The organism is Marivivens aquimaris (assembly GCF_015220045.1).
GTDB classification, from domain to species: domain Bacteria; phylum Pseudomonadota; class Alphaproteobacteria; order Rhodobacterales; family Rhodobacteraceae; genus Marivivens; species Marivivens aquimaris.
This window is the reverse complement of the sequence record NZ_JADBGB010000002.1, coordinates 54,907-67,344: the sequence shown is the minus strand read 5'-3', so window position 1 is coordinate 67,344 and position 12,438 is coordinate 54,907. Positions and strand designations below refer to the sequence as shown.

The 12,438-nt window shown below is 62.5% G+C and carries 10 protein-coding genes; 7 read left to right on the top strand and 3 right to left on the bottom strand.

Going from position 1 to position 12,438, the window contains the following annotated elements; translation table 11 throughout:
* Positions 1 to 24: 24 nt before the first annotated feature.
* Both IF204_RS16640 and IF204_RS16635 read right to left on the bottom strand, forming a co-directional pair.
* Entirely contained in the window at positions 25 to 2,484 is a 2,460-nt protein-coding gene (locus IF204_RS16640; protein WP_194098306.1) for an ATP-binding protein, read from the bottom strand.
* A 2-nt stretch (positions 2,485 to 2,486) separates the two neighbouring features.
* The gene (locus IF204_RS16635; protein ID WP_194098305.1) at positions 2,487 to 3,206 is read right to left on the bottom strand and encodes a response regulator; all 720 of its coding nucleotides are present in this window, start codon (positions 3,204 to 3,206) and stop codon (positions 2,487 to 2,489) included.
* Positions 3,207 to 3,464: 258 nt separating this feature from the next.
* Here IF204_RS16635 and phnD point away from each other — a divergent pair, with 258 nt between their 5' ends.
* The 5 genes from phnD to IF204_RS16610 all read left to right on the top strand — a co-directional run bounded on the left by phnD (position 3,465) and on the right by IF204_RS16610 (position 7,884).
* Positions 3,465 to 4,445, top strand: coding sequence for a phosphate/phosphite/phosphonate ABC transporter substrate-binding protein (gene phnD, locus IF204_RS16630; RefSeq protein WP_167639035.1), 981 nt, complete (start codon positions 3,465 to 3,467; stop codon positions 4,443 to 4,445).
* A 123-nt stretch (positions 4,446 to 4,568) separates the two neighbouring features.
* The gene (gene phnC / locus IF204_RS16625) at positions 4,569 to 5,342 is read left to right on the top strand and encodes a phosphonate ABC transporter ATP-binding protein (RefSeq protein WP_194098304.1); all 774 of its coding nucleotides are present in this window, start codon (positions 4,569 to 4,571) and stop codon (positions 5,340 to 5,342) included.
* On the top strand, positions 5,339 to 6,133 hold the full coding sequence (gene phnE / locus IF204_RS16620) for a phosphonate ABC transporter, permease protein PhnE (RefSeq protein WP_194098303.1): 795 nt from the start codon (positions 5,339 to 5,341) through the stop codon (positions 6,131 to 6,133). Before phnC ends, phnE (IF204_RS16620) begins: the two co-directional genes overlap by 4 nt.
* Positions 6,133 to 6,939, top strand: a complete 807-nt coding sequence (phnE, locus tag IF204_RS16615; protein WP_167639032.1) for a phosphonate ABC transporter, permease protein PhnE — start codon at positions 6,133 to 6,135, stop codon at positions 6,937 to 6,939. Before phnE (IF204_RS16620) ends, phnE (IF204_RS16615) begins: the two co-directional genes overlap by 1 nt.
* A 57-nt stretch (positions 6,940 to 6,996) precedes the next feature.
* Entirely contained in the window at positions 6,997 to 7,884 is an 888-nt protein-coding gene (locus tag IF204_RS16610) for an HAD-IIA family hydrolase (RefSeq protein ID WP_228069552.1), read from the top strand.
* A 5-nt stretch (positions 7,885 to 7,889) separates the two neighbouring features.
* Here IF204_RS16610 and IF204_RS16605 read toward each other — a convergent pair whose 3' ends face one another.
* On the bottom strand, positions 7,890 to 8,762 hold the full coding sequence (locus tag IF204_RS16605; RefSeq protein ID WP_194098301.1) for an MBL fold metallo-hydrolase: 873 nt from the start codon (positions 8,760 to 8,762) through the stop codon (positions 7,890 to 7,892).
* Positions 8,763 to 8,908: 146 nt separating this feature from the next.
* Between IF204_RS16605 and cydD the strand changes: the two genes are divergently transcribed.
* Both cydD and IF204_RS16595 read left to right on the top strand, forming a co-directional pair.
* Positions 8,909 to 10,552: a thiol reductant ABC exporter subunit CydD gene (gene cydD / locus IF204_RS16600; RefSeq protein WP_194098300.1), complete on the top strand. Its 1,644-nt coding sequence runs from the start codon at positions 8,909 to 8,911 to the stop codon at positions 10,550 to 10,552.
* Positions 10,549 to 12,132: an amino acid ABC transporter ATP-binding/permease protein gene (locus IF204_RS16595; protein ID WP_194098299.1), complete on the top strand. Its 1,584-nt coding sequence runs from the start codon at positions 10,549 to 10,551 to the stop codon at positions 12,130 to 12,132. Before cydD ends, IF204_RS16595 begins: the two co-directional genes overlap by 4 nt.
* Positions 12,133 to 12,438: the final 306 nt, after the last annotated feature.

The window sequence follows — 12,438 nt, the reverse complement described above, 5'->3', positions numbered from 1 at the left end:
CCGGAGTTCACGCTCCGGCCTTTTTCACATCAGCACCCGCCGCAGGTCGGCATCGGAAAACGGTTTTTTGAGCGTCGCAGCCTGTAGCCCGTTCGCCCCGCCGCGAATTTCGCGGGTAGACATGATGACAAGGCGGCTTTCTGGATTGCGGACCTGCGCGGCGCTGAGGATATCCCAGCCCGAATTCCCGCTATCGAGGTTCAAGTCACTGATAACGAGCGCGAATTCCTCAGCCTCCAACATCGCGAGCCCTTCGGCAAACGTCTGCGCGCGGCGCACGGTGTAGCCCGCCTCCTTGGCGATATGCGCGACGGAGGCCAGATAGGCAGGGTCGTCGTCGATGACGAGCGCGGTGCCGGTGGTCATGGGCTGCGGTCCGGCGACCGCCTCGACGGGCGGGAAGGTCATCGTGATGACGGTACCATGCGCGGCGGCGCTCGTGTCCGAAGTGATCGTCATATTGCCGCCCGACTGGTGCACGAACCCGTCCACCATCGACAGCCCGAGGCCCGTCCCCTGCCCATCGGCGCGTGCGGTATAGAACGGCTCGGTCGCTTGGCGGAGCGTTTCCGACGTCATCCCGCGCCCGTTGTCCGCGATGGTCACGGTCGTGCCATCGCCCGCCGCAACAGTGATCTCTATCCGCCCCGCCCCGTCAATCGCCTGCCCCGCGTTGACGCAAAGGTTCAGGATCGCGCTTTCCAGCTGCCCCGGATCGACAAGGCTGAGCGAGGGTGCTTCAGGCACGGTGATCGCGATCTCTACCGTGCTCGGGACGGCGATTTCCAGCAGATCGGCCATACCTTCGACCAGCTCGCCAATGTCCGTCACCTGCGGCGCGAGGTGCTGTTTGCGGGCAAAAGCCAGCAGCCGTTCTGTCAGCGAAACACCCAGATCGAGCGCAGACCCGATCCGCTGGCGCAGGGCGCGGGCACGGTCGGCGTCGGCTTTTTCCATCAGGTGCAGGTTGCCGGAAATGCTCGACAGGATGTTGCCGAAATCATGCGCGATCTCGCCCGACACCTTGCCGAGCGCCTCGACACGGCGGATTTCTTCGAGCCGCGCTTCGACCTTTTTCCGCTCGGTGGTTTCGGAGACCAGCCAGACGGTGCCACCGCTCGGCAGGGGGGATTGCCGCATCTCGACAATGTTGCCGTCGGGGTCGGCGTATTCCTCGAAATCCACCTCGCGAGCGGTCGGTTGGCGGGTGAAGCGGGACCGCGCGATCAGCTCGTCCATCTGGTTCGGTCCGTTGGTCGTGTCGGGCGGCAGGCGGAGGAGTTTGCGCAAATTAGCGTTCTCCGCCTCGATCAGCCCGTTCGCAGAGGCCACGGCAACACCGTCCCTGATGTTATTGAAAACACGGGAAAAGAGCGCGTTCTGATGCCTGATCTGCCCCGTGCGGCGGTCCAGATTGCGCGCGTTTTCGCGGAACACATCGAAGGCCGCATAAAGCTGCCCGATCTCGTCGTCGGAATTGACCTTGTTCGGCAGGTCGGCCCGCAGGTTTCCAGCGGCCAGTTCGCGCATCTTGCCAGCGATTTCCTGAATGTTCCTCGCCACATAGCGGGACACGTAGATGGCGGAACTCACGGCAACCAGAAGGCTGGCGAGGATGAAAGCAAAGAACGATTTCTTCGCCAGTTCGAGGTTCCGCGAGGTGTCCATCCGCGCTTGGCTCAGGCGTTCCTGAGCCGATGTGACCTTGGCTTCGGCGTAGGTGCTGATGCGGCTCGTTTCCTGACGGATGCGGAATAGCGCGTTTTCGGCATCAAGATGCGCCGCCAGATCGTTGTATTTCAGCACAAAAAGCCCGCCGCTGCGCTGCATAGCCTCGTCCAGTTCGCCCAGCGTAGTCTGCTGGTCAGGGGACAGGTCGCCAATCTGCGCGCGGCGCTGCGTGAAAATTCGGCTGAAGTCGCCCAGTTCAATCAGCGCATCGGCCCGCGCGGCTCCTAGCGCGTTGATCGCGAGTTGTTGCAGGTCGGCCCATTGCTGACGATCTTCCAGCGGCAGGCTCTCGTCATTCGCCAACCTGCGCACGCGGTTGTTCAGGCGCACCATCTCGCGGTCGACGGCCTCCAGCGCGGCCTTGCGTTCGGTCTGCGGCAGCAGCGCGCGGGTCAGATCGTCGATGGCCAACCGCAGCCGCGCAATCGGCAGGGCCAGTTCGGGATCACCCACGGACTGCTCTTCGATCCGCTGGAGGTTTTCGCGGATGCTCTGCGCCTCTTTCTCGAGCTGGAAAGGGGCAAACAGCGCGAAAAGAAACGGCGCGGAAGTCGCGAGGTCGGAGGACTCCTGTGAAAGTGTCAGCGCGGCGGAGACCTCGGTCAGCGTGTCCTGATGGAGCACGTTCATCCACAACTCGGTCCGGTTCAGCACGCGCATCCCGATCAGACTGACCAGCAGCATGAGCGTGAACAGCACCGCGATGGCGGCCGACAGGCGGAAACGAACGCTGAGGTTGCGGATGAAACCCATCGTCAGCTTGGGGACAGTTGGAACACGTACCCGCGGGTCCGGCGGGTTTGCAGATGCACGGGTTTGGACGGAACAGGCTCGATTTTGCGGCGTAGGCGCAGGATCAGCACGTCGATGGTGCGGTCCACGTAACGCTCCATATCCGAGCCGAGTTCTTCGAGCAGTTCGGGCCGCGTGATGACCCGCTCGGGGTTCTTGGCGAAGAATTCGAGCAGGCGGTATTCGGCGTTGGTCAGCGGGATTTCCTCGTTCTCACCGTCCAATAGCCGCCGGCTTTCGAGGTCCAGTTTCTTGGCGCCGAAGGCAATCGCCTGCCCGTTCGTCGCGGGCTTGGCACTGCTGTGACCGTAACGGCGCAGGACCGCGCGGATGCGGGCGACCAGTTCGCGGGGATTGAAAGGTTTGATCAGGTAATCGTCCGCACTGGTTTCCAGTCCGATAATACGGTCGATTTCGTTACCGACGCCTGTCAGCATGACAATCGGGATCTCGTAGCGTTCGCGGATATGGATCGCGAGCGTTAAGCCGGACTCGCCGCTGAGCCGCAGGTCGATCACAACAAGGTCCACGGGCGGCGGGTCGCCAAGCGCGTGAAAGCTCGGAATGTCGGCGCATGTCACGACGCCGAACCCGCTTTCGACCATGAGCGCGGACAGCGTTTCACGGACGTGCGGATCGTCGTCGACGATGGCGATTGTCGGCTCTCCCTTGCCGGCCTGCATGCAACTCTCCTCCTGCTACGTGCTTGGCTTATGTCCGGCCTGAATGGGGGCCGGTCAGAGTTGATAGCGCAGATTTCCGGCCAGTTTAAGCAGAGCAAACCGGATTGTAACATTGTTAACCCGAAGGCAGTCTGGAGCGGTTTTCGTTAACACACTACGCCTCGCCATCGGGATCGGAGCGCTTCTATCGTGGCCCTACCAACGCAGGTGGCCCACGAGGAACAAGATCGGGTCGCCGCGTCCAAGGGAGGAAATTATATGACCAAATTCATCACCCGTGCCGCGACGGCACTGGGCGCACTCAGCATCAGCGCATTCGCAGCTTCGGCGCAGGATTGTGCCAATCAGGGTGCGTTAGACACGCTTTATTGCGACGCGAACGGCGACCTTGTGGCCGATACGCCGACCGATCCGGCGCAGTTGAGCGATCCTGACACGCTCGTGTTCGCCTACACCCCAGTCGAAGATCCGGCCGTTTATGCCGACATCTGGGAGCCGTTCATCGAGCACCTTTCGGAGACCACCGGCAAGGACGTACAGTTCTTTGCGGTCCAGTCGAACTCTGCCGAGGTCGAGGCCATGCGTTCGGGCCGTCTGCACGTTGCCGGCTTCTCGACCGGTCCGACCCCGTTCGCGGTGAACCTCGCCGGTGCGGTGCCATTCGCGATCATGGGCGCAGAAGACGGCCAGTTCGGCTACAAGCTGCAGGTCTTCACCCAGTCGGACAGCGACATCGAAGAGGTCGCCGACCTCGCAGGCCGCCGGGTGGCACACACCTCGCCCACCTCGAACTCGGGCAACCAGGCGCCGCGCGCGCTGTTCCCCGACCTCGGCGTTGTGCCGGATGAGGACTACGAAGTGATCTACTCGGGTTCGCACGACCAGTCGATGCTGGGCGTTGTCGCGGGTGACTACGATGCGGCTCCGGTTGCGTCCGAAGTTGTGGACCGCATGGCGGAACGCGGGCTCTACGATCCGGCGGACGTCCGCATGATCTGGGAAAGCGACCCGTTCCCGACCACCTCGTTCAACCTTGCGCATAACCTCGACCCCGAGCTGGCCGAGAAGATCAAGGAAGCCTTCTTCACCTTTGACTTCGCTGGCACCGCGCTTGGCGACGAATTCGAAGGCGTGAGCAAGTTCATCCCGATCACCTACAAGGATCAGTGGGCGGTTATCCGTCAGATCCAAGCGTCCAACGGCGTCGAGTACACGCCGCAGGGCCTCGCAGGAAACTAAGTTTCTCCCACCACCAGCGTCCGGTCGGTCATTTTGCCGACCGGACAGCCACACGGCTCCTCCACGTTTCTGCCGGACGCACATCCGGCAGAGGCATGGCCGTGCTATGTCCCAGAGGCACTCATGCTAAAAATCAACAATTTGACAAAGCGTTACGGATCGGGCGACCCCGTCCTGAAAGAGCTGGACCTGACCGTCGAGGGCGACCAGATCACCTCGGTCATCGGATCGTCCGGCGCGGGCAAAAGTACCCTGCTGCGCTGCATCAACCGTCTGGTCGAGCCGACATCAGGGTCGATCAATCTCAACGGGACCGAATTCACGACCCTGAAACGCAGCGAATTACGCGCTGCCCGCCGCCGCATCGGCATGGTGTTTCAGGGCTTCAACCTCATTGACCGCCTCACCGTGATGGAAAACGTCCAGTCGGGCCGTCTGGGCTACATTTCGACCTGGTCCGCGCTGACCCGCCGCTACCCCAAGGACGACATCCGCCGTGCCTATGAACTGATGGAACGCGTCGGCATCGCCCATTACGCGGACAAACGTGCGGACGAGCTTTCGGGCGGTGAACGCCAGCGTGTCGGCGTGGTGCGTGCCCTGATGCAGCGCCCCGAGATTCTGCTCGCCGACGAGCCGACCGCATCGCTCGACCCAAAGACCTCCGAACAGATCATGTCGCTGCTCCGCGATCTGGCAAGCGAGTTGAAACTGCCTGTCATCATCAACATCCACAACGTGACCGAGGCCAAGGAATACTCCGACCGCATCGTCGGGATGCGTTATGGCCGCATCATTTTCGATGACAAGCCGGAACAGCTCACCAAGACCGAGATGGACGAGATCTACGCCGGCGTTCCCGCACAGGACCGCGCCGCCGTCGGAGCCGCCGCATGAGCACGCAGCCCGACACTTGGCGCAAGCCGCCGTTCATCGCGAACCCCGTTTTGCGGTACGGCCTCTATATCGTGACGGCGGTTTACGTTGTCTTCACGCTCGCCACGCTGCCCATCGACTGGGACCGCGTGTCGGACGGCATGACCCGTGCGCAGCGCATTTTTAGCGGTGCATTCCCGCCGAATTTCGACCGCGCAGGACTGCTGTTCGACGGCTTTATGGAAAGCCTGAAGATCGCCATCCTCGCCACCGTTGGCGGCATCGCGCTGTCCGTGCCGCTAGCCTTTATGGCGGCAAGCAATATCGCGGTGAAGCCCGTCTATATCGTCGGCCGTGCGATCATCATCATCGCCCGCAGTTTCCACCCCGTGATCGTCGCGATCATCTTCGTCAAAGCCGTCGGCTTCGGCCCCTTCGCGGGCGCTCTGACGCTGGTCGTCTATTCCGTCGGTTTCGTCGCCAAGCTGCTCGCCGAACGGATCGAGGAGATCGACTTCGGTCAGGTCGAGGCGATGCGCGCCGCAGGTGCGGCGTTCATTCCGACGCTGGTCTACGCGATTATTCCGCAGATCATGCCGCGGCTCGTGGGTCTGGGCATCTATCAGCTCGACAGTAACCTGCGCGCCTCTGCCGTGGTCGGCATCGTTGGTGCGGGCGGGATCGGTGCAACGCTGGCGAACGCCTTTGGCCGCTATGACTACGACTTCGCGCTGGCCATCACCATCGTCATCGTGGGCGTCATCCTCATCTCCGAAGCCGTCAGCGGCGTTGTCAGAAAGCGGATCGCATAATGAATACCTCAGTTCATAGCCAACTGGACCAGTGGTCCCGCTTCACCCCCAAACAGCGCCTGATCCGGTACGGAGGCTTCGCCCTCACTGCCCTGATCGTTGCGTGGGCGCTAAGTTCGATCGACGTCATCTGGGCGTGGGTCTGGGATGCGCCGTCGCAGATGGGCGACCTCTTTGGCCGCATGATGCCGCCCGATCCGCAGAACCTGCCGTCGATCCTTGAAGCGATCTGGCAGACGGTGAACATCGCCACGCTCGCCACCCTGATCGCGGTCGTCGTGTCGCTGCCTGTCGCCTATATCGCGGCGCAGAACACCACCCCGAACAAGTTCTTCCTCTGGGTGGGCCGCTTCATCCTCGTGTCGTCGCGGTCGGTGAACACGATCATCTGGGCGCTGCTGTTCGTTGCGATCTTCGGCCCCGGTATCGTCGCGGGTATCGTCGCGATCATGTTCCGCTCCATCGGGTTCTTGGGCAAACTGCTCGGCGAAGCGATCGAGGAAATCGACCGCAAGCCTGTCGAAGCGCTCGAAGCCTGCGGCGCCTCGCGGTTCAAGATCGTGCTCTACGCGATCGTGCCGCAAGTTATGCCGACGTTCTTTGCCGTGGCGATCCTGCGGTGGGACATCAACCTGCGCGAATCCACGGTGCTCGGCCTTGTGGGTGCGGGGGGCATCGGGATGATCCTTCAGGGCGCGATCGACACGTTCAACTGGCCCGAGGTTTCGATGGTGCTGCTGACCATTCTGGCCCTTGTGATCCTTGGCGAAGTCGTGTCGTCTTACCTTCGCAAAAAGATACTTTAACGGATCGGCGGGAGGGCTATCTGCTCTCCCGCCGAAACCATGACCAGACCGAGTTTTATGAATACCGAACAGGCCTTTGCGCAGTACGAAAACGTCCGCGCCAGTTTCCCCTCTGCCAGCTTTCCCGCAGCGTCCAAAACGGGCCGCGATTTGTCGGACACGGTGGATGATTTCGACGCCTATATCCTCGATGCCTTCGGTGTTCTGAACCGCGGCGAGACGCCGATTGATGGCGCGGTAGAACGGATTGCGGAGTTGCGGGCGAAGGGCAAACGGCTCGTCTTGCTGACCAATGCCGCCAGCTACACCCGCGAAAAGGTGCTGGCGAAGTACCACCGTCTGGGCTTCGATTTCACCGCTGAGGAAGTCGTCTCCAGCCGCGACGTCGCCTTTGCCGCGCTGCCTCCTGGATATTGGGCCGCCGCCGCGACCGAGGCTGACGATTTCAGCGATGCGCCCGAGGGTGTCCGTTTGGGTCAATTGCTGGATGACGCGTCGCTTTATGACACCGCGAGCGGGTTCATCCTTCTGTCGTCCGAACGGTGGGAAGAGGCCGATACCGACCGCCTGATTGCTGCGCTCAAGGACAATCCCCGCCCGCTGGTCGTCGCGAACCCCGACCTCGTCGCGCCGCGCGAGCACGACCTGTCCATCGAACCCGGCACCTTCGCGCATCGCATCGCGGCCGAGACAGGCATGACGCCCGAGTTCTACGGCAAGCCCTTCGGCAACGCGTTTGAAACCGCCCTCGCCCGCCTGAACGGCATCGACCGCAGCCGCATCGCGATGGTCGGCGACACGCTGCATACGGACGTTCTGGGCGGCGCTGCAGCGGGCATCGGCTCGATCCTGATCACCGATCACGGGCTGTTCAGCGGTTATGACGTGACCCCGTTTATCGAGGCCAGCGGCATCCGCCCCAGCTGGATCGTCAGCACGACTTAAGGCCCTTATGCCCGCGATTCAAAGTAGTTCAGCGGGATTTTCAGGTAGGAACGGCCATCGGCCTCAGGCTCCGGAAGGCGGCCACCACGGATGTTGATCTGGAGCGCGGCAAGCATCCGCTCCGGCAAGCCAAGCGTCGCGTCGCGCGCTTCACGGACCGCGCGGTATTCGGCTTCGGACGGGTTATCCTTGAAGTGCTTGTTCCGCGCCTTGTGCTCCGCCACGGTCGCCTCGCATTGCTCCTCGCGGCCATCGGGCGCGTAGTCGTGACCGATAAACAGACGCGTGTTTTCGGGCAGGGCAAAGATGCGCTGGATGGTGTGATACAGTTCGGCGCTGCTGCCACCCGGAAAATCGGCGCGGCTCGATCCCACATCGGGCATCATCAGCGTGTCATGGACGAACGCCGCATCGCCGCAGACGTAGGTGACCGAGGCCAGCGTGTGACCGGGCGAGAACATGACCTTCACCGGCAGATTGCCCACCTTGAACTCATCGCCGTCCGCAAACAGACGGTCCCACTGCGAGCCATCGGTCGGGAAATCGGGGAGGTGATAGATCTCTTTCCAGAGCGCCTGCACCTTGCGGACCTTCTCTCCGATCCCGCGCGGGGCCTTCAGGATATCGGCCAGATACGGCGCGGCAGAGAAGTGGTCGGCGTGGGGGTGCGTGTCGAGGATCCACTCCACCGCGATCCCCTCGGCGCGGATATATTCAAGGATACGGTGCGCATTCGAGAACCCCGTCGCAGCGGCGAGCGGGTCGAAATCCAGCACCGGATCGACAATCGCGCCCTTCATCGTTTCAGGGTCGTGGAAGACATACTGCCAGCTTCCGGTCGGTTTATCCCAGAAAGGTTTGACGATCGGGTTGGTCATAATCACTCCTGACATTTAGAAATTCACATGCTTGAACGTGAATGTATGCCGGACCCGACGTTTGAAAAGGGCGCGACCCATTTGCCGCACTGGATTTGCACGAAATTCCGTTGTTCACGTGCAACTTCCTAGATATGTCCCTGCGCATGGCCAGACGTCCGAAATCCAGCCTCGATACGCTTGTCGCGCCGGTCGCGCCGCTGCTGAAACAAGCGGCAGGGCTGGCCGTTGTGGGCAACCTTATATGGATCGCGCAGGGCTACGTCATCGCGCGGACCGTCGCGGGTTTGCTGGATGCCGAGGTTGCTGGATTTGCCCCTCTGACCGCCGCTATTCTGTTCGCCGTGCTCGGCCTGATCCGCGCGGGCCTGAGCTACGTCGGAGAGGGCCGCGCGTTCGAGGCCGCCGACCGCCTGACCCGCACTCTGCGCACCAAACTGGTCACGCGAGAGGCGCAGGCGATCACGCTCGATTATGGCGCTGCGGGCAGTATCGCCGCGCTTTCGGGCGAGAAACTGGACATCCTCCAGCCGTATCTCACGCGGTTCTTTCCGGCCCGCGCACGCACGATGGTGGTCCCTATCGTGATCCTTGTGATCGCGTTTTATTACAGCTGGGTCGTCGGTCTGATTTTCCTTATCACCGGCCCGCTGATCCCCGTATTCATGGCTCTTGTCGGCAAGGCGGCACAGTCCGCAAGTGAAAAGCAACTCGACGAAGTCGCGTCGATGAATGACCTGCTTTATGACCGACTGAACGCGCTTCTGGACATGCGGCTGCTGAATGCCGGAGAGCGGATGCAGGCCGATTTCGCGACCCGCGCTGACAGCCTGCGGACGCGGACGATGGCGGTGCTGCGGATTGTGTTTCTGTCGTCCACGCTGCTTGAACTTTTCTCCGCTATAGGCATCGCGATGATCGCTGTGTTCCTTGGTTTTTCCTTGCTGGGCGAGATTACTTTCGGCGCCACAGGCGATCCCGTGACCCCGTTCGAGGTCATCTTCCTGCTGCTCCTCGCGCCCGAATTCTACCAACCGCTCCGCGATATGTCGGCGGCGTGGCACGACCGCGCATCGGCCGCTGCACTGGCCAAGGATTTCGCGAAATGGGACGAGGCAGAGTTGCAGCCGATTCTCGGTCAGGGGTCGACGCCGCTGGCGGGGGACATGTCCCTCGCGGTCTCTGGCGTCACGATCAATCGCGGTGAAACCCGTATTTCCTATCCCGATTTCGGGCTGACGGCGGGGCAGTCGGTTGCGCTCGTCGGGCCGTCGGGCGTGGGCAAATCCACGCTGCTTGCGGCTGTGGCGGGACTGCTAGAGCCTTCGGACGGGCGGATCACGGTGCACGGGCTCAAGCTGGCGGATGACACCGCGAAAGCGTGGCGCGAACGGCTTGGCTGGATGCCGCAGCGCCCGCATTTCCTTGGCGAAACGCTCCGCCGCAACGTCGCATTCTCGGACGACGACATAACCGAGGCGCTGCGCACTGCGGGCGTGCTCGAGGTCGTCTCGGCCCTGCCCGAGGGCGACGCGACCGTGCTGGGCGAAACCGGCGGGGGCCTTTCGGGCGGCGAAGCGCGACGGATCACCCTCGCCCGCGCCATCCATGCGCGCCCTGCCCTGCTGCTCGCCGACGAGCCGACTGCCGACCTTGATGCGGAGACGGCGAAGATCGTAACCGACGGCTTGCTGGCGCTGCAATCGCGCGGCACGGCGCTGCTCATCGCGACGCACGACGAAACACTGGCGGCCCGCATGGACCGCGTGATCCGGTTGGAGGCCGCATGACCGCCCTCCTGCGCATCTTTGTCCTGATGATGAAACGTCAGCGGCGCTCGATGATCGTCGGCGCCGTCTTGGCGCTGGTCGTGCTGCTCGCGGGCATCGGTCTGCTGAGCCTGTCGGGGTGGTTCATCACCGCTGCCGCCGCGGCTGGCATGGCGGGGGCCGGGATCGCACTCAGCGCCTTCGGCCCCTCGGCAGGCGTGCGGGTGCTGGCTCTCGGGCGGACGGCAGCGCGCTATGGCGAGCGTCTTGCGAGCCATGATGCAACGCTGCGCGTGATCGCGACACTGCGGGTCGAACTGCTGGGGCGTCTGATCCTCGCGCCGTTCCGCGAACAACAGAAACTGCGCGGCGCGCAGGCGCTGAACCAACTGACCTCGGATGTGGAGGCGCTGGACGGCATTCCGCTGCGGCTGGTGCTGCCCGTCGGGGCGGGGACGCTGGCGCTGCTGGTGGCGTTTTTTGCGCTCTGGGTGTTGGTCAATTTCACTGTCGCGGTGATCGTCGCGGGCGGCTTGCTGGTTGGTGCGGCTGTCATCTCTACCATCGCGCTGCGAGTTGCCGCCAAGCCTTCGGCGCGGGAGGAAGAGCAAGCGCAAGCGATCCGTTCGGGCATCGTCGACATGATCCGCGCGCGTACTGATCTGGTGGTCTACGGCCAGATGAAAGCGCAGACCGAAACGCTGTCAGGCCTCATCCGCGACCGCCATGCGACGCGCCGCAAACTGGACCGGATCGAGCGGCGGACGGGTTTTGCGCTGGCCGCACTGTCAGCGCTGGTGACGGCGGGAGCGATCTGGGCGGGCGCAACCTTCGCCGCCGGAGAGATGTCCACCGCGACTGCCGCCCTCGGCATTTTCGCCGCCCTCGCACTGTTCGAAACCATCGCGCCGCTCCGCCGCACGGTGGCAGAGTTGGGCCGGATGCGCCTCGCCGCGCGCCGCATCGACGCACGCCTTAAAACGCCGGAGCCAGAGGCAAAGCCCCTTCCCGCGCAGTCAGTGCCCTCAGTCGAGATGCCGCTTTTCACTGCGAAACCCGGTACGATGACAGCTGTGATCGGCCCCTCGGGCGCGGGTAAATCGACGCTGCTCCAGCGGATCGCGGGGCTGCTGCCTTCGGACAAAATCATGGTTAACGGCGCGCCCGTCGCCGCCTACTCCGAACACGACCTGCGCGAGATCGTGACCTTCGTTCCGCAGCGCACCGCGCTGATCGACGGCACGCTGCGGGATAACCTGCTGTTGGCCGCGCCACATGCCTCTGATGCCGATCTAGCCGCGGTGCTGGAGGCGATGGACCTCACTTCAGCGACTGCCGACCGCGGCGGACCCGACATGAAAACCGGCATCGGCGGAGAGAGTTTGTCGGGTGGCCAGATGCGCCGCGTCGCTCTGGCGCGGGCGCTGCTGCGGCAACCTCAGGTGCTGTTGCTCGACGAGCCGACCGAAGGGCTAGATGCCTCTACTGCATTGAAAGTGCTGAGCAATATTCGGGCAATTTTGCCGAACGCAGTCATCATCACCGCGTCTCACCGTCAGGTCGAAACCGATTTTGCCGACTTTGTCATCTCGCTGCGTTGAAGCTGCTTGCTCCTAGCTTCCAGCACTTTCGTTTGTTTGAACTCTAAGAGTATTTCCGCTGACGCATTCGGATACTTCTCTAGAATTCGGTACCTCAAACCGCTAAGGCTTTTGCAACTGCAGCAAACGGTATGCTTTTCGGCCAAAGCGTAGGTTATTTTGGCACTGATTTGGCCGCTTAGATAAGCAGCGCTGTAGGTACCATCTAATTGCTTGAAAGCATTTACAAAAATACACACTGTCCTATTATTATAGCTGGGACACAAATAACCAAGGTTTTCCGGATCTCCATGCCCCTTCGAAGCG

Excerpts from the sequence above, each read along its gene's own strand:
- IF204_RS16640 (WP_194098306.1), bottom strand. The coding sequence starts at position 2,484 with ATGGGTTTCATCCGCAACCTCAGCGTTCGTTTCCGCCTGTCGGCCGCC.
- IF204_RS16635 (WP_194098305.1), bottom strand. The coding sequence starts at position 3,206 with ATGCAGGCCGGCAAGGGAGAGCCGACAATCGCCATCGTCGACGACGAT.
- phnD (WP_167639035.1), top strand. The coding sequence starts at position 3,465 with ATGACCAAATTCATCACCCGTGCCGCGACGGCACTGGGCGCACTCAGC.
- phnC (WP_194098304.1), top strand. The coding sequence starts at position 4,569 with ATGCTAAAAATCAACAATTTGACAAAGCGTTACGGATCGGGCGACCCC.
- phnE (WP_194098303.1), top strand. The coding sequence starts at position 5,339 with ATGAGCACGCAGCCCGACACTTGGCGCAAGCCGCCGTTCATCGCGAAC.
- phnE (WP_167639032.1), top strand. The coding sequence starts at position 6,133 with ATGAATACCTCAGTTCATAGCCAACTGGACCAGTGGTCCCGCTTCACC.
- IF204_RS16610 (WP_228069552.1), top strand. The coding sequence starts at position 6,997 with ATGAATACCGAACAGGCCTTTGCGCAGTACGAAAACGTCCGCGCCAGT.
- IF204_RS16605 (WP_194098301.1), bottom strand. The coding sequence starts at position 8,762 with ATGACCAACCCGATCGTCAAACCTTTCTGGGATAAACCGACCGGAAGC.
- cydD (WP_194098300.1), top strand. The coding sequence starts at position 8,909 with ATGGCCAGACGTCCGAAATCCAGCCTCGATACGCTTGTCGCGCCGGTC.
- IF204_RS16595 (WP_194098299.1), top strand. The coding sequence starts at position 10,549 with ATGACCGCCCTCCTGCGCATCTTTGTCCTGATGATGAAACGTCAGCGG.